Annotated in this window: 21 protein-coding genes; 17 read left to right on the forward strand and 4 right to left on the reverse strand. The window is 56.6% G+C overall.

The genetic code is table 11. The features are described from left to right. The first annotated feature begins 11 nt into the window (after window positions 1-11). From GEV37_RS14020 to GEV37_RS14070, 11 genes are all read left to right on the forward strand, one after another. Window positions 12-959, forward strand: coding sequence for a FecCD family ABC transporter permease (locus tag GEV37_RS14020; protein ID WP_227390890.1), 948 nt, complete (start codon window positions 12-14; stop codon window positions 957-959). Next, window positions 956-1777: an ABC transporter ATP-binding protein gene (locus GEV37_RS14025; RefSeq protein WP_227390891.1), complete on the forward strand. Its 822-nt coding sequence runs from the start codon at window positions 956-958 to the stop codon at window positions 1775-1777. The genes GEV37_RS14020 and GEV37_RS14025 overlap by 4 nt, the downstream gene beginning before the upstream one ends. Further along, a complete protein-coding gene (gene cobO / locus GEV37_RS14030) occupies window positions 1767-2360 on the forward strand; it encodes a cob(I)yrinic acid a,c-diamide adenosyltransferase (protein WP_227390892.1) in 594 nt (197 codons plus the stop codon). Before GEV37_RS14025 ends, cobO begins: the two co-directional genes overlap by 11 nt. Continuing rightward, window positions 2360-3709 (forward strand): cobyrinic acid a,c-diamide synthase CobB, encoded by a 1350-nt coding sequence (locus GEV37_RS14035; RefSeq protein WP_227390893.1) that lies wholly within the window; start codon window positions 2360-2362, stop codon window positions 3707-3709. Before cobO ends, GEV37_RS14035 begins: the two co-directional genes overlap by 1 nt. Beyond that, window positions 3696-4736: a cobalamin biosynthesis protein CobW gene (gene cobW / locus GEV37_RS14040; protein WP_227390894.1), complete on the forward strand. Its 1041-nt coding sequence runs from the start codon at window positions 3696-3698 to the stop codon at window positions 4734-4736. Before GEV37_RS14035 ends, cobW begins: the two co-directional genes overlap by 14 nt. A gap of 157 nt (window positions 4737-4893) precedes the next feature. Beyond that, window positions 4894-5334 (forward strand): YtoQ family protein, encoded by a 441-nt coding sequence (locus GEV37_RS14045; protein ID WP_227390895.1) that lies wholly within the window; start codon window positions 4894-4896, stop codon window positions 5332-5334. A 572-nt stretch (window positions 5335-5906) separates the two neighbouring features. After that, on the forward strand, window positions 5907-7679 hold the full coding sequence (locus GEV37_RS14050) for a KAP family P-loop NTPase fold protein (RefSeq protein WP_227390896.1): 1773 nt from the start codon (window positions 5907-5909) through the stop codon (window positions 7677-7679). Further along, window positions 7679-8563, forward strand: a complete 885-nt coding sequence (locus tag GEV37_RS14055) for a hypothetical protein (RefSeq protein ID WP_227390897.1) — start codon at window positions 7679-7681, stop codon at window positions 8561-8563. The genes GEV37_RS14050 and GEV37_RS14055 overlap by 1 nt, the downstream gene beginning before the upstream one ends. After that, a complete protein-coding gene (gene qatC / locus GEV37_RS14060; protein WP_227390898.1) occupies window positions 8556-9887 on the forward strand; it encodes a Qat anti-phage system QueC-like protein QatC in 1332 nt (443 codons plus the stop codon). The genes GEV37_RS14055 and qatC overlap by 8 nt, the downstream gene beginning before the upstream one ends. Further along, the gene (gene qatD, locus GEV37_RS14065) at window positions 9887-10624 is read left to right on the forward strand and encodes a Qat anti-phage system TatD family nuclease QatD (RefSeq protein WP_227390899.1); all 738 of its coding nucleotides are present in this window, start codon (window positions 9887-9889) and stop codon (window positions 10622-10624) included. The genes qatC and qatD overlap by 1 nt, the downstream gene beginning before the upstream one ends. Before the next feature lie 540 nt (window positions 10625-11164). Then, window positions 11165-11962, forward strand: a complete 798-nt coding sequence (locus GEV37_RS14070; protein ID WP_227390900.1) for a S1 family peptidase — start codon at window positions 11165-11167, stop codon at window positions 11960-11962. Window positions 11963-12055: 93 nt separating this feature from the next. Here GEV37_RS14070 and GEV37_RS14075 read toward each other — a convergent pair whose 3' ends face one another. Continuing rightward, window positions 12056-12328 carry a Txe/YoeB family addiction module toxin gene (locus tag GEV37_RS14075; RefSeq protein ID WP_227390901.1) on the reverse strand — a complete coding sequence of 91 codons (273 nt, stop codon included), beginning with the start codon at window positions 12326-12328 and terminating at the stop codon, window positions 12056-12058. Then, window positions 12309-12581 (reverse strand): type II toxin-antitoxin system Phd/YefM family antitoxin, encoded by a 273-nt coding sequence (locus tag GEV37_RS14080; protein WP_227390902.1) that lies wholly within the window; start codon window positions 12579-12581, stop codon window positions 12309-12311. The genes GEV37_RS14075 and GEV37_RS14080 overlap by 20 nt, the downstream gene beginning before the upstream one ends. Before the next feature lie 133 nt (window positions 12582-12714). Between GEV37_RS14080 and rho the strand changes: the two genes are divergently transcribed. Continuing rightward, window positions 12715-13668, forward strand: a complete 954-nt coding sequence (rho, locus tag GEV37_RS14085; protein ID WP_227390903.1) for a transcription termination factor Rho — start codon at window positions 12715-12717, stop codon at window positions 13666-13668. A 69-nt stretch (window positions 13669-13737) separates the two neighbouring features. Here rho and GEV37_RS14090 read toward each other — a convergent pair whose 3' ends face one another. After that, window positions 13738-14934, reverse strand: coding sequence for a DEAD/DEAH box helicase (locus GEV37_RS14090; RefSeq protein ID WP_227390904.1), 1197 nt, complete (start codon window positions 14932-14934; stop codon window positions 13738-13740). 142 nt (window positions 14935-15076) lie between these two features. Between GEV37_RS14090 and GEV37_RS14095 the strand changes: the two genes are divergently transcribed. The 3 genes from GEV37_RS14095 to GEV37_RS14105 all read left to right on the forward strand — a co-directional run bounded on the left by GEV37_RS14095 (window position 15077) and on the right by GEV37_RS14105 (window position 16688). Next, the gene (locus tag GEV37_RS14095) at window positions 15077-15715 is read left to right on the forward strand and encodes a Vat family streptogramin A O-acetyltransferase (protein ID WP_227390905.1); all 639 of its coding nucleotides are present in this window, start codon (window positions 15077-15079) and stop codon (window positions 15713-15715) included. Window positions 15716-15989: 274 nt separating this feature from the next. Beyond that, window positions 15990-16307, forward strand: coding sequence for a quaternary ammonium compound efflux SMR transporter SugE (gene sugE, locus GEV37_RS14100; RefSeq protein ID WP_227390906.1), 318 nt, complete (start codon window positions 15990-15992; stop codon window positions 16305-16307). A 60-nt stretch (window positions 16308-16367) separates the two neighbouring features. Next, window positions 16368-16688, forward strand: a complete 321-nt coding sequence (locus GEV37_RS14105) for a hypothetical protein (protein WP_227390907.1) — start codon at window positions 16368-16370, stop codon at window positions 16686-16688. A gap of 15 nt (window positions 16689-16703) precedes the next feature. On the opposite strand, the gene GEV37_RS14110 is transcribed toward GEV37_RS14105, so the two are convergent. Then, window positions 16704-17204 (reverse strand): type VI secretion system-associated protein TagO, encoded by a 501-nt coding sequence (locus GEV37_RS14110; protein ID WP_227390908.1) that lies wholly within the window; start codon window positions 17202-17204, stop codon window positions 16704-16706. 430 nt (window positions 17205-17634) lie between these two features. Here GEV37_RS14110 and GEV37_RS14115 point away from each other — a divergent pair, with 430 nt between their 5' ends. Together GEV37_RS14115 and GEV37_RS14120 are read left to right on the forward strand one after the other, a co-directional pair. After that, window positions 17635-18231, forward strand: a complete 597-nt coding sequence (locus GEV37_RS14115; RefSeq protein WP_227390909.1) for a DNA-3-methyladenine glycosylase I — start codon at window positions 17635-17637, stop codon at window positions 18229-18231. A 31-nt stretch (window positions 18232-18262) separates the two neighbouring features. Then, complete coding sequence (locus GEV37_RS14120; RefSeq protein ID WP_227390910.1) at window positions 18263-18994, forward strand: glucose 1-dehydrogenase; 732 nt, start codon at window positions 18263-18265, stop codon at window positions 18992-18994. The last annotated feature ends 119 nt before the right edge of the window (window positions 18995-19113 follow it).

Genomic DNA, 19113 nt, shown 5'->3' on the forward strand with positions numbered 1-19113 from the left:
GTGCCTGGCCCGTGGCGCTGATCGCCCTGGCCCTGGCCGCCCTCGCCTTGGCGCTCGTCTCCGGCAGCGCGACGCTGTCGCTGGGGGAGCTTGCGCAGGCGCTGGCTGGAAACGGCGGCGCGCTCGCCAACACCCTGGTGTTCGATCTTCGCCTGCCAAGAGCGCTTGCCGCCTTCGCCGTGGGCGGGCTTCTGGCCGTGGCGGGGGCGCTGATGCAGGTGCTGCTTCGAAACCCGCTCGCCGACCCCTACGTGCTCGGGCTTTCCGGCGGGGCGAGCATCGGGGCGCTGGGCGCCATGCTGGCGGGTCTGGGTGGCCTGCTGGTCACCGGCTCGGCGTTCGCCGGGGCGCTACTTTCCACGCTTTTGGTGTTTGGCCTGGCCCAGGGGCGCGGCGGCTGGACGCCAGCGAGATTGCTGCTCACCGGCGTGGTGGTGGCCTCGGGCTGGGGGGCGCTCATCACCCTGGTGCTGGCCATGAGCCCCGCCGAGCGCCTGCCGGGCATGCTCTACTGGCTGATGGGCGATCTCGCCTACGCGCGCACGCCCTGGCCGCCGCTGATGGTGCTGGCGTTGACCTGCGTGCTGCTGTGGCCGCTGGGGCGCAGCCTCAACGTGCTGGCCCGCGGGCCGCTTCAGGCCGCAGCACTCGGGGTCAACGTGCGTGGGCTGGAGTGGGGCATCTACCTGTTGGCGAGCCTTCTGACTGCCATGGCGGTGACCACCGCCGGCAGCATCGGCTTCGTAGGGCTGGTCGTGCCGCACATGCTGCGGCTGGTGCTGGGTAACGACCAGCGCCGCCTTTTGCCCGCCTGCGCGCTGGCCGGCGGTACGCTGGTGCTGCTCGCCGATACGTTGGCGCGCACGCTGATCGCCCCGGAGCAGCTGCCGGTCGGCGTGATCACCGCGCTGCTCGGCGTACCCACCTTTCTGCTGCTGTTGTACCGGAGCCAACCGTGAGTCGGCTCGCTGCCCGGGGGCTTGCGCTCGCGATTCCCGGTCGCGCGACGCGCCCGCTCGAACTCGAGATCACCCCGGGCCAGGTGTGGGGCGTGCTCGGCCCCAACGGCGCGGGCAAGACCACGCTGTTGCACACTCTGGCCGGGCTCCACGCCCCGCGCGCCGGCGGCGTCTTTCTCGATGGCGAGCCGCTCGGCGCACTCGGCCGGCGCGAGGTCGCCCGGCGGCTGGGGCTGGTGTTCCAGGAGCGCATGGACGGCTTCCCCGCCACGGTGAGTGAGGCCGTGATGATGGGCCGCCACCCGTACCTTTCGCTTTTCCAGCGCGAAAACGCAGAAGATGGCGAGCGCGTTGAAGCCGCACTTTCCGCCTTCGATCTCGCCGGGTTCGAGCAACGTCTGGTGAGTTCGCTCTCCGGCGGCGAGCGCCAGCGGGTGGCGCTGGCCACGCTCCACGCCCAAGACCCGGCGGTGTGGCTACTCGACGAGCCGACCAACCATCTCGATCTGCATCACCAGAGCGCTGCCATGGCACTGCTGAGTGAACAGGCCCGCCGTGGGCGCACGGTGATGATGTGCCTGCACGACGTGAACCTGGCCGCGCGCTGGTGCAGCCACGCGCTGCTGCTGCACCCGGGCGGCGAGGCCGAGGCCGGCCCGGTCGATGAGGTGCTCGAGCTCGCCTCGCTGGAACGGCTCTACCGCCAGCCCTTGAGCGCCGCCGAGATCGACGGCGCGCCGGTGTTCATGCCGCGCCGCGCAGGAGCCCCCGATACCTGCGACCCCCCTGACCCTTCAAGGAGCTCCCATGAGCGATGAGCGTCACCAGCAGCGCATGCAGCGCAAGAAAGCGGTCGTCGACGAGCGCATCCGCCAGGCCACCCAAACGCGCGGCGTGCTGATCCTTCTCAAGGGCAACGGCAAGGGCAAGAGCAGCTCGGCGCTGGGCACGCTCGCCCGTTCGCTTGGCCACGGCCAGCGTGGCGCGGTGGTGCAGTTCATCAAGGGGCGGTTCGAGACCGGCGAGTACCTGTTCTTTCGCGACCACCCGCGTCTTGAGTGGCACATCATGGGCCAGGGCTTTACCTGGGAAACCCAAGACCGCACGCGCGATGTAGAGGCTGCGCAAGCTGCCTGGGTGACGGCGAAGGGGCTGCTCGAGAACCCGAGTCTCGATATCGTCGTGCTGGACGAGATGAGCTACATGTTCAAGTACGACTATCTGGACGTCGCGCCGGTGGTGGAGGCGCTGAAAAACCGCCCGGCGCACCAGAACGTGATCATCACCGGGCGCACCATAGCCACGCCCCTGCAGGAGATTGCCGATACCATCAGCGTGGTGCAGGACGAGCGCCACGCCTTTCGCGCCGGGGTGAAGGCGCAAAAAGGGATCGAGTACTGATGCCGCCTGCCCGTTGCCCTGCGCTGTTCATCGCCGCTCCGGCCTCCGGTCAGGGCAAGACCACCGTGACTGCCGCGCTTGCCCGGCTCTTCAAACGCCAAGGCAAACGAGTACGCGTGTTCAAGACCGGCCCGGACTATTTGGACCCGCAGATTCTTGCCCAGGCAAGCGGGGCGCCGGTGGCGCCGCTGGATCTCTGGATGGCAGGAGAAAGCTACTGCCGCCAGCGCTTGCATGAGGCCGCTCGTGAGGCCGACCTGATCCTCGTCGAGGGGGCGATGGGCCTTCACGACGGCGAGCCGTCGAGTGCAGATCTCGCCGCGCGGTTCGATATTCCACTGGCGGTGGTGATGGACGTGAAGGGCATGGCCCAGACCGCAGGCGCCGTGATGGCGGGGCTCGCCGCTTTTCGACGCGACGTTCGCTTCGCCGGGTTGATCGCCAACGGCTGCGCCACCGCCCGCCACCGCGAGCTGATCGCCTCCGCGCTTCCCGCGCAGTTTCCCCTTCTGGCGACCCTGCCCCGCGACCCGGCGCTTGCACTTCCCGAGCGCCACCTGGGGCTGGTACAGGCCAACGAGATCGAAAGCGAGTTGGAGGCGCGTTTCGAGGCCGGCGCCGATGCGCTTCAAGCCGCCGGGTTCCTGACGGCACTGGACGCGCTCGAGGTGACTTTCGCGGCGCCGCAGAACGCCCTGCCCATACCGGCGGCCACCCTTGCCGGTCACACCGTGGCCATCGCTCGCGATGCCGCCTTCAGCTTCATCTATCAGGCGAATCTCGACCTGCTCGAGGCGCTGGGCGCGTCGCTTGTGTTCTTCTCGCCGCTCGCCGACACGCGGCTTCCCGCGTGCGATGCGCTGTGGCTGCCCGGCGGCTACCCGGAGCTTCACGCCGAGGCGCTGTCAATCAATCACGCGATGAAATCCGCGATACGCACCTTTTTCGACGCGGGCAAGCCGATGCTCGCCGAGTGCGGCGGGCTGCTCTACAGCCTGGAAACCTTGACCGATGTCGAGGATCGCCCTCACGCCATGCTCGGACTTCTACCCGGCGCGGGCGCCCTGCGCGGCTGCCAGGGCATGCAAACGGCGCCTCTGCCCGAGGGCGAGATTCGCGGCCACGCCCATCACCGTTCGAGGACCAACGGCACCCCGACGCCTATCAGCGTTGGCCGCCGCCAGCGACACCCGGCTCCCGGTGAGGCGATCTACCGCGAACGGCGCCTGACGGCCACCTACCTGCATCTTTTCTTCCCCGACAACCCCGATGCCGTGGCGGCGCTGTTCGCGCGCCACCCGGTTTGTGATACACCTTCCAGCGAGACCCTCGACCATGCGGCTCGGTAGCGAACAGCTCAGCAAGATTCCCGCCACGGTGGTCACCGGCTTTCTGGGTAGCGGCAAGACCACGCTGCTGGCCGGCATATTGCGCCAGATGACCGGCAAGCGGGTGGCCGTGATCGTCAACGAACTGGGCGAGCAGGACATCGACGCGAGCCTTCTTCGAAGCTGCGCGCTGGAGAATGCCCCAAACGGGGAGACAAGCGGTGGGCACGATATGTTCGAGTTTGCCAACGGCTGCATCTGCTGCACCGTGGAAGAGAGGTTTCTGCCGGTGATCCAGAAGCTCATCGCCCGGGGCGAGCGCATCGACCATATTCTGATCGAGACCAGCGCCTTGGCTTTGCCCAAACCCCTGGTGCAGGCGTTCAAGGGGCCGGAGGTGAGCCAGCACTGCACGGTGGATGCGATCATCACCGTCATCGATGGCCCGGCGGTGGCCGCCCAGTGCCTGTTGAAGGCAAGCGCCGACCACGACCCGACCCTGCAAGCGCTGATGGATGACCAACTGAGTGCGGCGGACCTGGTGCTGGTGAGCAAGACCGACCTTCTCGATGAAGAGGAGCGCCGGCGCGTGGAGGCCTTCGTGGCTGCGAAGGCGCCCGCCTGGGGGAAGACGCTGTTCGTCGATGCGTCGCTGGCCGCCGATGTGGCCCGGCTCGAGGCGCTGCTAGGCATTGGCGCGGCGAGCGAAGAGTGGATCGATGCGATGGCCAACCCGCAACATCACGCTCAGCACCACATCGACGCCTGCGTGATGACCCTGGGCGAAGTCGACCTCAAGGCATTCGAGCGGGCGCTGCAGGGCATTCTGAGTACGCACGACATCTACCGCGCCAAGGGCTTCGCCGCGGTGCCCGGCAAGCCCCTGCGGCGGGTGGTGCAAGCGGTGGGCGAGCGCCTGGAAGGCTACTTCGACCGCCTCTGGGTCTCCGGCGAGCCCCGCCAGACGCAGCTGGTGATCATCGGCCGCCATCTGGATCGCGACGCGCTGCACGCAGCCTTGGCCTGCGCGGAAGTCCCGCAAGCCTGAGACTTTACTTCGCCACTGCGCTTGCGAACGGCGCGGCTACATCATGCGAGTGACCTATTGGGCCGCGCGTCGCCTTCTGGAGTAATGCTATAAAATCGGAATCTTTTTCCATAAAATACGCTCTACCTAATGACACCTTTAGCGCAAGGAGCACCCCATGAGCTTTTACGTCTACCTCTCCGGCGAGATTCACACCGACTGGCGCGACGAGATCCAGCGCGGCGCCGAAGCGGCGGGGCTCGACATCGTCTTCACCGCTCCGGTCACCGACCACGACGCCAGTGACGCCGCCGGCGACCACCTGGGCAAGCCGGAAAACGGCTTCTGGCGCGACCATCAGTCCTCCAAGGTCAACGCTATCCGCACCCGCACGCTGATCGAGCAGGCGGATCTGGTCGTGGTGCGCTTCGGCGACAAGTACAAGCAGTGGAACGCGGCGTTTGATGCGGGTTACTGCTCGGCGCTGGCCAAGCCGTATATCACGCTGCATAGCGAAGATATCGTTCATCCGCTCAAGGAAGTGGATGCGGGGGCGCAGGCCTGGTGTACGACTACTGAGCAGGTCGTTGAGACGCTGAAGTACGTTCTTAAAGCGTAAGCCAGACCCAGAAATACCCTGCAGGCCTTCACGGCCTGCAGCCTCTAATCCTCTACTTTCCCCACCGCAGTCAACAACCCCGTAGCGCGGGGTAACGATTTGGCGAGGCACGAGCCAATGAGGCACCCGCGAAGGGCAGCGCTAACTGCCCCGATGCCGTCACAGCGCCCAGAACTGGTGCAGTAACTAGCTGGAGCCAACCCCGTTTAATTCACTCCTGAAAAGTCGCTCTCATTAGTTCTGCATGGATCTACGACCTATTGTGGACCGCTATCATGAAATTACTACGTGACCGAAGGAAAATTCGTGGGTAGAGTATGATTGGCATGAGCGAAACGAGCGAGCATGCGAATAATTAATATGCTGCCTGACAATTAGTCAATGACATTTGAATCAATACTTTATGGTTCATACGCGAGCTGCATAACATCTATGAACGCGCCGATGCGTTTATTGATGTTATACAGCAGGATAGATAATCACTGTTATATGGCACCGCAGTAACGGGACTTCGACCCAAAGCGGCATTACTCCTTTCGTTAGGCAACTAGTTTAAGGATCAATAAACTCCAATGTGGCCAGATAAAGAATCGAAAATCGACTTTCTCAACTTTAATGAGATTGCAGAATCAATAAAAGACCTAATAACCGAAAAAGAGTTAATGCCAATATCTATTGGTGTATTTGGGGATTGGGGAGCTGGAAAGTCAACAGTTTTAGAGTTGACAGCTAAAGCGTTAGAAAAGGAAGAGCAAGACTATATCCAAATCCATTTCGATGCGTGGACATTTCAGGGATATGACGATGCAAAAGCTGCATTATTAGAAACTATAGCTGCGCAGCTTGTCGAGGCTGCTGGAAATGATAAAGAACTACTTGAAAAGGCACTCGATTTTGCCAAACGAATCGACAAAGTAAGGTTCATGGGCTTAATCGCTGAAGGTGCTGCCGCAGTATCTGGAATGCCGACATTTGGCGCGATTCAAGACTTTTTCGGATGGGCTAGTGATGCCACTGATGATGAAGACGATGACAATATAGATCTTAAAGACCTTCAGAATGACGTAAAGGAGCTTGGAAAGGTAGGCAAAAAAACTAAGGGGGTTATCAAGCCCAAGAAGAAGTTTTCTCCCCCAAAAGAAATCAGAGAATTTAGAAAGTCGTATATATCTTTATTGAAGGCCTTTGATAAACCTGTTATTGTCTATGTTGATAACCTCGATAGGTGTTTGCCAGAAAACACTATTTCTACGCTAGAAGCAATTAGACTGTTCCTGTTCATGCCTAACACCGCATTTGTTGTTGCGGCTGATCCTGATATGATTCGCTTGGCAATTCCGCATTTCCATAAAGGTGCGTCAGTACGTCATCAAACTGACTATTTAGATAAACTTATACAAATTCCTGTACACGTTCCAAAGCCTGGTGTTGCTGAAATCAGGGCTTATTTGATTATGTTGATTACCCAAGACAGAAAAATACCTCAGGAATCATTCGATCAGATACGAGAGGGCTTAGAGGAATCACTCAAGTTTGCATGGAAACAGGAACAAATATCGGTAGATGATTTATTGGGAAAATGTGACTTGCCCAATAAGGCAGAGCTCCGCGAAGAGTTTAAGGTGGCAGAACAACTCGCCAAAATCATGGCTGAATCCACCAATATTAATGGAAATCCAAGAATTGTTAAGCGTCTGCTAAATCAAGTCAGGATGAGGAAAAAAACAGCTCATCGTCGAGGAATGCAGTTAGATGAAAGAACTATCACAAAGCTAGTTATATTCGAGCGTTGCATGGGGGTTCAAGCAACAAAGAAGCTGTATGAATTAATTGATAATGAAAAAGGACAGCCCTCTTTAATTTCTGATCTCGAAGATTCAGAGAGTGAAATTGACATTAATGCACTTCCTGAAGAATGGAAGCATGATGTGCCATTTATAAATAAGTGGTCAAGATTAAGACCTCAATTTACCGGCATAGATCTGACGGCGGCTGCCTATTTAAGTAGACAGAATATCCCAATGGGTTCAATTAACTCTGTCATGTCTGGAGCAGCCCAAGCACTACTCGAAGGTTTGATAAGGCAGAAAACCAAAGCCAGTCAGGCTAGTGATCTGCTTTTGGAAAAAACATCCAGTGAAGAATATGTATCCGTAATGGATGGTTTAGTAGATCACTTACGCCAAATTGAAGATTGGGAGCCAAAAACTCCCGGCGTATACGGTGCTTGGAAATTAGCCAAATATGATCAGCGGTGCAAAGATATTTTCCTGGCAGCAGCAAAGAAAGCGCCGAAGAAGCGATGGCTTTCATCAATAATAAATGAGTTGGGTGGAGATAATTAATGGGGACTTCGGCATCAAATACAGGACCAAATAATAAGAGCCCACTTATTCCTCCATGGGCAGAGCAAGGCGATTCTGTGGAAGTTGGAGCTGGTGAGGGAAATGTGCACGATGGAGACGATGATCAACAAACACCACATGACGCCGATGGCAATGAGCCATCCCAGGAAGTCGATAATGGAAAGGTGCAAGAACAGATTCCGGGACCAGTTCCAAATATCCCATCACCAAATCGTCTGGCAGGTGCAAGAAGAGCTTTCGGGGATTACGCAAAATCAAGTGGCAATAGCTCTAATCTAAGAGGTTCCCTTAAGAAGTATTCAAGAAGCTCTGGCGGAGGCTCAGGAATAAGCCGCCGATTAGCAAGCGGGATCACTGCGGGTTCCGGCTTATTAGGAATGATGCAAGGTGATAGTGTTAGAGTTAATGATAGAACCCTCTCTCTATCGGACCTTAATGGACTATCTACCGACCAAGCTATAGATCGTATCAGCGAGCATCTAACGCCTGAAAATGGTGATGCTGACTCAGTGCGTTTAGCACTTGATTTCGCATTAGCGGAAGTGCTAGCTGAGGAAGACATATTTGATGAGTCTATGTTTACGGATGAAGTCGTTCAAGAAGCTATTTCCTGTTACTTAACGGATCTTATTTTTCAAGATGTAGTAAATGGAATGGGAAAGGCTTGGTTTCATGCTGAACACCCAAGTAAACACCACCGAATGGAAGAAGAATTAAGGGATCTAATAAAAGTGATAACTCAATCCAATGTGGAAAAAGTGACGAATGACAATGGAGGGGGTATATCGAAAGAAAATATCACTAAGATACAAATCGACGTGATATCACAGACTGTAGATGAGTGGGAGAATTTCGATGGTTAACTTCTATTTCAACAATGATCCGTCTCAACTCCCTGAGTATTCAGATACTTGTCACCCAGTTCAGCTCTTTAATACGCACCCGTATGACAGCTCTAAGCATAGTAGATCTTCTGGTAGTTTACTACAGCGAGTGCGTGAGCTCGGCATTAATGTCGATGAGAAAGCTATAGATTTGATAACGATAGCTAGTGCTGTTACTGCTGCTGAGACATTTGAGCGTAGAGGCGATGCAGCTGACGCATGGTCAAGAGTAATGCACCTTTATATCCCGGTATTCGGTGATGATTTATGGAATATGTTATCGGATCGTTTAAGTTTTATTTTGAACTTCTTGACAGGCGATCAGTGGAAATTTACGTTCACTAAAACATCGCTTCAAATGCCAAAACCTATAGTCAGCAAAAAATCAAAAGCGAAGCTGAGTAGCCTTATAGGGTTAAACTCCGTCTGTCTATTCTCTGGTGGGTTAGATAGCGCAGTTGGGGCAATAGACATCCTAAATGGGAAGTCTCAATATAAACCGCTGTTGCTAAGTCATGCGTACCGTGGCGATGGTGTTAAACAAGAAGATATTAAAAAGCTTCTAAAATCCCAGTATGGTGAGCTTTCTTATAGTATTTCACCTAGCCTGATATCTAGGCGAAATGGTAAAACTGATGTCTCGATGCGAGGAAGAAGTTTCAATTTTATCGCTATGGCTGTTTTAGGTTTATCGGCTCTTAGAAACGCCAATATGGATGATAGTATTTCAACAATTGTTGTGCCGGAGAATGGGTACATTTCTATCAATCCGCCACTCACAAGACGGAGAATAGGCAGTCATAGCACACGGACTACGCACCCGTATTTTTTAAACCGTCTTGAAGAACTCCTAAAAGACGCAGGCTTAAACGTAAAGTTTGTTAATCCATACCAATTCAAAACCAAGGGGGAAATGTTAGCCGAGTGTGTTGACCAAGCAGCGATAGCTGAAGCAATACCATTAAGTGTATCCTGCAGTCATTGGCATAGAAGGCATAAGCAATGTGGCCACTGCGTTCCTTGTTTAATAAGACGTTCTTCGATTCACCATGCAGGTTTCTCTAACGATGCATCATACGTCAGCCAGAACTTAAAATTTGTCCATAAGGAACAGGAGACCAGAGATGACCTACACGCAGTGCAGGCTGCGATTATTAGGCTTGGGCAAACCAATGATTACAAAGGCTGGGTTCGGCAAAGTGGTTCACTGCCTGAAGATAAAGATACTAGAGAGAAACTTGAATCTACAATCAAGCGTGGATTGAAGGAAGTAGAGACCTTTCTTAAGGCGGAAAAAGTATAATGATGGATCTACACTGTCACGTTGACCTCTACCCTGATCACGGAGAAATTCTACGAGATATCGAAAACTCTGGCTATTACGTTCTATCTGTAACGACAGTACCTTCTGCTTTCAGAGGTACCGTCGCTCTCGCCGAAAACCTCACCAATTGCAGAACAGCTTTAGGGTTGCACCCACAATTAGCGCATCAAAGGCATAATGAGCTCCCATTATTTGATTCTCTGTGTAACGAGACACGGTACATTGGTGAAATTGGGCTGGATGGCTCTAAAGGTTATGCTGAGCATATTGAAGATCAACTTTTGGTATTTGAGCACATTCTGAAAAAATGCTGTGAGTTTGAAGATAAAATTCTCACCATTCACAGTCTTAATGCGGTTGATGAAGTTCTGAAGTTATTGAAGAAGTATCCAAGCTCTGGAGTTCCAATTCTACATTGGTTTTTGGCAAAAAAAAAACAAGTCGCCAATGCGATTGAACTTGGATGCTACTTTTCAGTTGGTCCAGCAATGATTAATTCAGCTAGAGCAAAAAAAGTAATTTCATGGCTGCCGCGAAACAAGGTCTTATTAGAGAGCGATGGGCCATTTGCTAAGACGGATGGAAGACCAACTTTGCCATCAGATGTTGTTCTAGTGATTAGGTATCTTTCGGAGTTGTGGGAAAGGCCAATTAACCAAATACAGGACGATCTCAAATTAAATTTGAAATATTTAATCTCATCGAAGAAGTTATAAAGTCCAAGAGTGATCATTACGCACGATTTAAATGCGTATAACAAGTGGCTGTTGGCGGATGCGTCTACGCTGCGCTTCGGCACGCCGCAAAGCCAAGCGTTAGAAGGAGTGAAAATTATGGGCTCATCAGACGAATATTTAACCGCTGTGCAGGAGTGGTCTGTCCGGCTTAAGGAAAAGGGTAAGGAGCGATTTCTTGAGCTGGGCGGTAATAAGACACTAGCCGATTGGCATTATCGAGTAAGCGTGCCAGCGAGGGAGGAAAGAACTTAGCAAGAGCTTGTCGAGGAAGTACGCTCGCTCGGCATTTCGCAAATTCAACGAGAGTGTGAGAGATCGGGGCTGAATCTATCCATTGATGAGATTAGCCAGTTGAATTCGCACGACTATTTGGAGGGTGCGAAACAGTGATGCCGCGCTGTTGCTCTTCTAACAAGTCGCTTGAGTTCGCTCCGGCCCTGGCTGGGCCTTCGCCGGACGGGCTTTCCGCTCCGCTGCAAGCCCGTCGCTCAGCTCGGCGTTAGCTCTCATGGTGCCCACATGAAACTCAAAATCGCGCCATCACATTTATCGACCAGTTTGATGTTTACGGTTGTTCGGTTGGAGGCCGTTGATAATGAGGGAGAGGAGGCAATTGGCACTGGGTTCTTCTTCCAGGTTCACGGAGACGACACGTCAGATGTACTTGTAACGAACAAACATGTCATCGAAGGCGCAGATGTGGTTCGGTTTCCAATGCACCGTACAAAGATCGACACAGATGGTCGCGTAGAGCTTGGTCGCCACGAGTTCATTGCAACAAGGTACTCGGAGTGGCTTCACCATCCAGACCCAGAGGTTGATCTCTGTTGTTTGCCAGTTGCGCCGAGGGCTGAAAATTTTAAGGAAAAAGGATTCTTCTATCAGGTGATTTCCTCGGCTTCAATCCTAACTGCCGAAGAACTAGAACGGCTTCCTTCATCAATGGGCATCGCCATGGTAGGGTTTCCGACTGGGCTCTGGGATTCTCACCATGGTCTTCCTATCATTCGGCATGGCGTCACCGCTTCTCACGCGGCGGTGCCTTTCGAGGGGGAATCCAACGTGGTAGTTGATATTGCTTGTTTCCCTGGCTCTTCCGGTTCGCCAATCATGTTTGATGATCGTAGTTATTTCGCAAGCGCATCAAAGTTTCTAGGTGTCTTGCATTCCGGGCCGACATTCACCAATACCGGTAATGTAGTGACTACGGCTATACCTACCAAGAAGCAGGTTGCTGCAGTGGATGCCATGATGCATCTTGGATATGCAGCGTCTGCAGCTCGAGTCTTAGAGCTGGCGGAGCTTGCAAAAAAATGAGAGCCAACAAATCCTTGCGCCGGACGTTTGACTCGCTGCCCATTTTGCTTCCGCAAAAACGGCCATCGCCTCAAACGCCGGTGAACTCATGCGTTAGGCCTGATCGTAATGCCCTCCAATAGCAAAAACGTATAGGGACGTGTTGTCAAATCGGTATATAAGCCTGTCTTTCTGTGAGATACGCCGTGACCATAGGCCTGATAGATTGTGTTTCAACGGTTCAGGTTTGCCTATTCTAGTGGTTGGGTCGTCGGAGCGGAGCATTTCTTTCAGCAATTTGCAGAGCGCTTTGTGCAGCTTCTTGTCTTTCTCTCGCATCTTTTCATAGGCTTCCCAAGTGCTGCCCTCAAATACCAGTGATCTCATTCATCTGCTCATCATTGGGTGTGTATCCTCGGCCACGGTTGTGAGTATCGAGAGATGTCGCAATTTGCTGCATCAGGTCTCGGTTCTGGAGCACATGCAGGGTTTCCTGTTCTCTTTCCCAGTCTTCAGCACTCATGACTACGAACGCCTCTCCGGCGCGACGTGTCACCTTGAGGGGTTCATGGTTGTTAACAACCTGTTCTACAAGGCTTTTCAGGTTGTCCCTGAATTTGTTTACACTGATGATATCCATCATCCCACCCTTACGTACGGAAACTCCGTACAACTGTAGCGCAGTAGCCCTGACAAGACCAGTGATGGCTGCGTCTACCACATTACGGCTTTACTCTGTATGAACATTTGACCCAAGGCGACCCATCGATCCCATGACGCGCAAAACACTCAGTTTGAAGGTAAAACGTCCGGTAGACACCAGGCCCGCTGATAAAGTAGACGATCCCGTTTTGGATACCCCCGAAAAGCGTTTTCTCAATGGCGTCGCGATCCATCCTTCCCCCCGCATTCATCTGGAAGCGGGTTCCGCCCAGCACAGCATGCGCGCCATGGATTTGATCACGCCCATCGGCATGGGCCAACGGGGGTTAGTCGTCGCGCCGCCGGGCTCCGGAAAAACGACGCTGCTCAAACACATCTGCCAGGCCGTGGCCGAGGCGTGCCCGGGGATCAAGCTGTACGCGCTGCTGATCGACGAGCGCCCGGAAGAGGTGACGGATTTCAAGCGCAGCGTATCGGCCGAGGTGCACGCTTCCTCGAGTGACGAAAGCTACGCTCATCACGTGAAGTTGGCCGACCGGCTTTTGGCCAGCGCCCGCCAGCAGGCCGGCGAGGGGCATGACGTGATGATCGTGATCAACTCGCTCACGCGGCTTTCTCGCGTGCACAACGCCGAGCAGCGGGGCAGTGGCCGCACGATGTCCGGCGGGCTGGATGCGCGGGCCATGGAAATACCGCGAAATCTGTTCGGGGCGGCGCGCAAGATCGAAAACGGCGGGTCGCTCACCATTCTGGCCACCGTGCTGGTGGACACGGGCAGCCGAATGGATCAGATGATCTTCGAGGAGTTCAAGGGCACGGGCAATATGGAGATCGTGCTGTCGCGAGAGATAGCGAGCCAGCGGATTTTTCCGGCGATCGATATCGCCAAAAGCGGCACCCGCCGGGAAGAGCTGCTGATCGACGCCAGCGACATCGAAAAGGTGCGGACACTGCGCCGAGCGCTGACGCAGCTCAAGCCGATGGAAGGTGCGAAGAGGCTATTCGAACTGCTGGAGAAGTACCCCACCAATGCCGAGCTGCTGGCCGCCTTTGCACCCGCCTGACGGTGAGAAAATGTCGCCGTGAGACGCCTGCTCGATGACACCTTCAAGCAGCGAGCTTCCACTTGAACCTTAACGCTTGCCTTTCTTGACGTGGTTCAGCTTCGACACGGGAACCTCCTTGCGCACCGGGAAGCCTTCGATCTCCCGGCGTTCGATGACGCTGTTCAAACGCTTTTCGATGGCGCACAGGTTCTTGAAGTCGCTGATGTCCACCAGCGAGATGGCCTCGCCCGAAGCGCTCGCGCGGCCGGTTCGACCGATGCGGTGGATGTACTCTTCCGGCGGGAAGGGCAGGTCGTAGTTCACCACGCGGCTCAGCTCGTCGATATCCAGACCCCGGGCGGCCACGCCGGTGGCGACCAGGTACTTGAGCTCACCGGATTTGAACTGGCCCAGCACGGTTTCGCGCATGGCCTGGCTTCTGCCGCCGTGGATGGAATCCGCTTTGATGCCACGTTTTTCCAACTGCGCCACCAGCTTCGCCGCGCTGTGCTTCTTCTCGACGAAAATCAGCGCCTGATCCCACTGCTGCTCGTTGATCAGGTGGCTCAAGAGGGCGGACTTGTTGTCCTTGTCCACCGTGATCAGCCACTGCTCGATCGTGGCGGCGGCGCGAACGCTGGGCGTAATGGAGATCTCCACCGCTGTGTCGGTCTTCTTGCTGTCAGAAAAACCGTGAGCCAGCGCGCGCACCTCGTGACTCATGGTGGCGGAGAACAGCAGGTTCTGGCGGTGTTCCGGCAGGCGCACCATGATCTTGTGAATGTCGTCGACGAAGCCCATGTCGACCATGCGGTCCGCTTCGTCCAGCACCAGCGCCTCGAGTTCATCGAAGTGCACCGCCCGCTGATGCGCCAGGTCCAGCAGCCGACCCGGTGTGGCGACCAGAATATCGATCCCTTCGATCAGCCGCTCCTTCTGGGGCTGGGTATCCACGCCGCCGTACACGGCCAGGGAGGTCAGGGGCAGGTGTTTGGCGTACTCGGCCACACTTGCCTCGACCTGAATCGCGAGCTCGCGAGTTGGCACGAGAATCAGTGCGCGGATACGCTTGCCGCGCAGTTCGCCTTGCTTGCTGAAGCGCTCGAGCAGTGGCAGAACGAAGGCGCCGGTTTTACCCGTGCCGGTTTGCGCAGTGGCGACCAGATCCTTGCCCGCGAGAACGACAGGAATCGCTTGTTGCTGGATCGGTGTGGGCGTTTGGTAACCAAGCTCGGTGAGCGCTTGAACCAAAGGGCTGGATAAGCCAAGTTTTGCAAAGGGCATGGGAGGCTCTGACGAATCGTCTTGGGTTGAGTCGAAAATCAAAAGGGGCGCAGTATAGCGCAAAAGCCGCTCTTCAGGCGTGATCGCCGCTGGTGTACGCTCTTTCTGTTCTTTTTGTCGTGAACCATGGATCGGAGGCAGTGTGAAAGGCCCAAACCCTGACGATAAAGCGCCCATGAAGGGCTTTCCACAAGTGGGCTATTTGAAGAACAACATCACGTCAGAAAACATCATCGTGGGTGACTACACCTACTACGATGACCCGCAAGGCCCGGAGCGTTTCGAAGCCAACGTGCTTTATCACTTCCCGTTCATTGGCGACAAACTCATCATCGGGAAATTCTGCGCCATCGCCAAGGACGTCACCTTCATCATGAACGGCGCGAATCACAAGACGTCAGGCTTTTCGACCTACCCCTTCCAGATATTCGGCCAGGGTTGGGAAAAGGTAATGCCGGAGGCGGGCGAGCTGCCTTACAAGGGCGATACCGAGATAGGTCACGATGTCTGGATCGGCCTGGAGGCAACGCTCATGCCGGGCGTGAAGGTGGGCCATGGTGCCATCATCGCGAGCAAGTCCGTGGTGGTGGCCGACGTGCCGGCGTACAGCGTGGTGGGTGGTAATCCAGCCAAGGTCATCAAGTATCGGTTCGATGAAAATACGATCAGCGAGCTTCTGGAGATCGCTTGGTGGAATTGGAGTGCCGAGAAAATCACGGCTCAACTCGAGGCCATCGTGGGGTGTGATCTGGGAGCGCTTCGTAGAGCAAGTGACGCTTGATAAAGCCACTAACGGTCAGGCCCATACAAGTATGGCGTCAGTCAGGCAGAATTATGGCGCCATGACATGTCTCTTTCGCTTGCGACGGTAGATATTGATCGTCTCGTTGTATTTTTCCTGCCTCGCTGTATTCTTCGGTGGGCCATGGCAGCCAGGAAACGAGCGGCGTTGATCGTCCAATCCAAGCTTATCCTGGTCAGCCATACCGACGTGAGGACGACCTCACCGCTCGCTCTTCACGAGGGGACGGCCCCAATCTCATCTGGATATATCAATGAGCTGGATCATTCTATTCTTGGCGGGCCTTCTGGAGATCGGTTGGGCCATCGGCTTGAAATACTCGGCGGGCTTCACTCGTCTCTGGCCCAGCGTCTGGACGGTGTGCGCCCTGGCGGCGAGCTTTCTGCTGCTGGGACTGGCGCTGAAGAACCTGCCGGTGGGCACGGCTTACGCGATCTGGGTCGGGATCGGTACGGTGGGCACGGCGCTGTTGGGCATCGTGCTGTTCGATGAGCCGACGGGGCTTCTCAAGGTGATAAGCCTGCTGCTGATCGTGGCCGGGCTGGTGGGGCTGAAGCTGACCTCTGCCTGACACGGCATCGACACTATCTCGGGCGGCATCGCGATACGGCGAACGAAGTGGGGAGCTTGAATGGAAACATCGCATTACGTTCTGGGTGGCCAGTACGAGGTGAAGACGGCTCCCCACGAGATGCGCATGTCGCTCTGGATCTACGCGCCGATCATTCTGGAGCGGGCCACGCAGAAGAGGGTGCTCGATCTGTCGCACGGCCCGTGGGATCTACGCCGTCTCGGCGAAGACGATGGGCGAATCGTCCTGACCCTGGCGCGCTACCCGGAAGGCGACCGGGAGCATATCGTCGAAGTGGATCCTCGCCAGGGCATGGCCATCGTCGCAGGCGTCAGGCATCCGCTCGGCGAGATCGATACGGTACTTGCCGCTATCGCCTGAGGCCTGCCTGGCGGATTACCAGCCGCACGCCTGGCGAATTGGCTCGATCCTTTCCTCCAGCCCCTCGATATTGAACGTCGCTTCGATGACATCACCCTCGCTGGGCGTGATGTCGAGCTCCAGTCTGTTCGCGCCAAACAGGCCCTCGATAAAGGGAATGGCATCGGCGCCTTCCCAGAAGCCCAGAGCATGACCGTCGTCGATCGCCTGCATCTCAAACGTTTCGGCTTCCTGGTCGTCGAGCCGTAGCGTGGGGGCATCGAACTCGAAAGTGCCGGTTTCCTCCTGGTCGAAGAGGTTGAAGTAGGCAACGGTGGTGTCTTCGAAGCAGCGAAACACGAGGGTGGGCTGGGCCAGGCCGATGGCCGGGGTCTTGAGCACGACGAAGTGAAGATCCAGCTCGTCGTCGTGATGCTCTTCGGTTTGCCATTGTGAGCCGGCGGGAGCGTCCTGGGCGAGTGCCACGGCGGGCAGGAGCGAGATCATGGCCAGCAGCAGGGTCTTGTCGAGGTTCATGGGCTATCCCTTGAAGGTCGTTGTCGCGTTGGAGTCTACCTTGCGCGCTCGCTCCAGACGATAGCACGACCAGCACGGCGAGGGCGCTCGCGTTGATGCTGCACCGTTTGGCGATCTTGCCGACGCGCCGGGCGGCTGTCGCCGCCACGCGGGTGCCTCGCTGTCGCTCGTTACGCCGCGCTACGAGTATGAGGTGATACGCACCTTGTAGCGCGGGTAAGCAAGGGCGCACCCGCGAAAGGCGCCGCGCAGCGGTGCTTTGGTTGTGGTGGCACTGCCGTGCGACTGTCTCCGTTACTTCATTGTCGTTCGCCGACGCCAATGCCCACTCGACATAGTGCGTGCCAGCACCATACGGGCCGAGTCATCGGCTGTTAAGATGGGAACTTGATTCGCTCGATCGGATACCGACCCTATGGACAAGACCCTCATGAGCCAGGATGGACACACCCGTTGCGCCTGGTGCGCGGTGGCGCCCGGTGAGCTCGAGCCCTATCACGATCGCGAGTGGGGCTTTCCCGTCACAGATGATCAACGCCTGTTCGAGAAGATCAGCCTGGAAGGGTTTCAGGCGGGGCTGAGCTGGCGCACTATCCTGGCCAAGCGCGAGCATTTTCGCGCGGCGTTTGCCGGGTTCGATTTCTACGAGGTAGCGGCTTTCGATGAGCGTGACGTCGAGCGACTGCTCGGTGACGCCGGCATCGTGCGCCATCGCGGCAAGATCGAGGCGGTGATCAACAACGCCCGGCGTGCGGTCGAGATGGTCGAGCGCGAAGGGTCGCTGGCGGCGTACTTCTGGGGGTTCGAGCCGCCGGAGCATGAAGTCGGCGTGCCTCAAAGCCTGACCACCTCACCGACCTCCATCGCGCTCTCGAAAGATCTCAAGAAGCGCGGTTGGAAGTTCGTCGGGCCGACCACGGTGTTCGCTTTCATGCAGGCCATGGGGCTGATCAACGATCACGCCGAGGGCTGCTTCGTGAGGGGCCGCGTCGAAGAGGCACGTCGGGCGTTTTCTCGGCCCCGTTGACCATGACGCTTACCCAGATAGGGAGAATTTCATGAACAAGGTCGTGATCGTGACCGGCGCCGCGCGCGGGATCGGGGCTGCCACGGCGAAGCTGCTGGCAGGTCAGGGCTACGCGGTATGCATCAACTACCGGAAGAACCGCGAGGCCGCCGAGACCGTGGCCAGGGCCATCGAACAGGCGGGCGGGCGCGCCATCACGGCCCAGGCGGATGTCTCGAGCGAGGCCGAGGTGGCCACACTCTTCGAGACGACCCAGGCGCAACTTGGGCGTGTCACGCACCTGGTGAACAATGCGGGCATCCTGTTGACCCAATCCCGGCTCGAAGAGATCAGCGTCGAGCGCTTTCGCCAAGTGCTGGACGTCAACGTGACGGGCGCGTTTCTGTGCGCCAAGGCCTTCATTCGCCAGGCCCAAGGGCCGGGGGCGATCGTGAATGTCTCCTCCGGGGCGGCGAAGAGCGGCTCACCCTTCGAATACGTGGATTACGCCGCCTCGAAGGGAGCGATGGATTCGATGACGCGGGGGCTTGCGCTCGAGCTTGCCGCGCGCGGCCTTCGCGTCAACGGCGTGCGCCCGGGCTTCATTCATACCGAAATGCACGCCGATGGCGGGGAGCCTGGCCGGGTCGAGCGGCTCGCCCCGCAGATTCCGCTCCAGCGGGGTGGCACGCCGGAAGAGATCGCCCAAGGCATTGCCTGGCTTCTTTCCGAGCAGGCTTCCTACGTGACCGGTGCCTTCATCGACATGGCCGGCGGCAAGTGAACATCCGCTGAGTCACCCCGCCGGCCGCTTCTTGGGTATACGAATCAAACCTTACAACGGGCGCGTTTGCCTTTAAACTGGCGCATCGAACAGGTTGCGCGACGGTCGATATCCGCCGC

This window comes from Vreelandella malpeensis, from assembly GCF_020622355.1.
Taxonomy (GTDB): domain Bacteria; phylum Pseudomonadota; class Gammaproteobacteria; order Pseudomonadales; family Halomonadaceae; genus Vreelandella; species Vreelandella malpeensis.

What these genes read in the sequence shown, in the direction of transcription:
- GEV37_RS14080 (WP_227390902.1), bottom strand. Translation starts at nt 12,581, where the DNA reads ATGGATATCATCAGTGTAAACAAATTCAGGGACAACCTGAAAAGCCTT.
- GEV37_RS14035 (WP_227390893.1), top strand. Translation starts at nt 2,360, where the DNA reads ATGCCGCCTGCCCGTTGCCCTGCGCTGTTCATCGCCGCTCCGGCCTCC.
- GEV37_RS14070 (WP_227390900.1), top strand. Translation starts at nt 11,165, where the DNA reads ATGAAACTCAAAATCGCGCCATCACATTTATCGACCAGTTTGATGTTT.
- rho (WP_227390903.1), top strand. Translation starts at nt 12,715, where the DNA reads ATGACGCGCAAAACACTCAGTTTGAAGGTAAAACGTCCGGTAGACACC.
- cobO (WP_227390892.1), top strand. Translation starts at nt 1,767, where the DNA reads ATGAGCGATGAGCGTCACCAGCAGCGCATGCAGCGCAAGAAAGCGGTC.
- GEV37_RS14115 (WP_227390909.1), top strand. Translation starts at nt 17,635, where the DNA reads ATGAGCCAGGATGGACACACCCGTTGCGCCTGGTGCGCGGTGGCGCCC.
- GEV37_RS14055 (WP_227390897.1), top strand. Translation starts at nt 7,679, where the DNA reads ATGGGGACTTCGGCATCAAATACAGGACCAAATAATAAGAGCCCACTT.
- GEV37_RS14075 (WP_227390901.1), bottom strand. Translation starts at nt 12,328, where the DNA reads ATGAGATCACTGGTATTTGAGGGCAGCACTTGGGAAGCCTATGAAAAG.
- GEV37_RS14120 (WP_227390910.1), top strand. Translation starts at nt 18,263, where the DNA reads ATGAACAAGGTCGTGATCGTGACCGGCGCCGCGCGCGGGATCGGGGCT.
- GEV37_RS14110 (WP_227390908.1), bottom strand. Translation starts at nt 17,204, where the DNA reads ATGAACCTCGACAAGACCCTGCTGCTGGCCATGATCTCGCTCCTGCCC.
- qatD (WP_227390899.1), top strand. Translation starts at nt 9,887, where the DNA reads ATGATGGATCTACACTGTCACGTTGACCTCTACCCTGATCACGGAGAA.
- GEV37_RS14090 (WP_227390904.1), bottom strand. Translation starts at nt 14,934, where the DNA reads ATGCCCTTTGCAAAACTTGGCTTATCCAGCCCTTTGGTTCAAGCGCTC.
- qatC (WP_227390898.1), top strand. Translation starts at nt 8,556, where the DNA reads ATGGTTAACTTCTATTTCAACAATGATCCGTCTCAACTCCCTGAGTAT.
- sugE (WP_227390906.1), top strand. Translation starts at nt 15,990, where the DNA reads ATGAGCTGGATCATTCTATTCTTGGCGGGCCTTCTGGAGATCGGTTGG.
- GEV37_RS14105 (WP_227390907.1), top strand. Translation starts at nt 16,368, where the DNA reads ATGGAAACATCGCATTACGTTCTGGGTGGCCAGTACGAGGTGAAGACG.
- cobW (WP_227390894.1), top strand. Translation starts at nt 3,696, where the DNA reads ATGCGGCTCGGTAGCGAACAGCTCAGCAAGATTCCCGCCACGGTGGTC.
- GEV37_RS14050 (WP_227390896.1), top strand. Translation starts at nt 5,907, where the DNA reads ATGTGGCCAGATAAAGAATCGAAAATCGACTTTCTCAACTTTAATGAG.
- GEV37_RS14045 (WP_227390895.1), top strand. Translation starts at nt 4,894, where the DNA reads ATGAGCTTTTACGTCTACCTCTCCGGCGAGATTCACACCGACTGGCGC.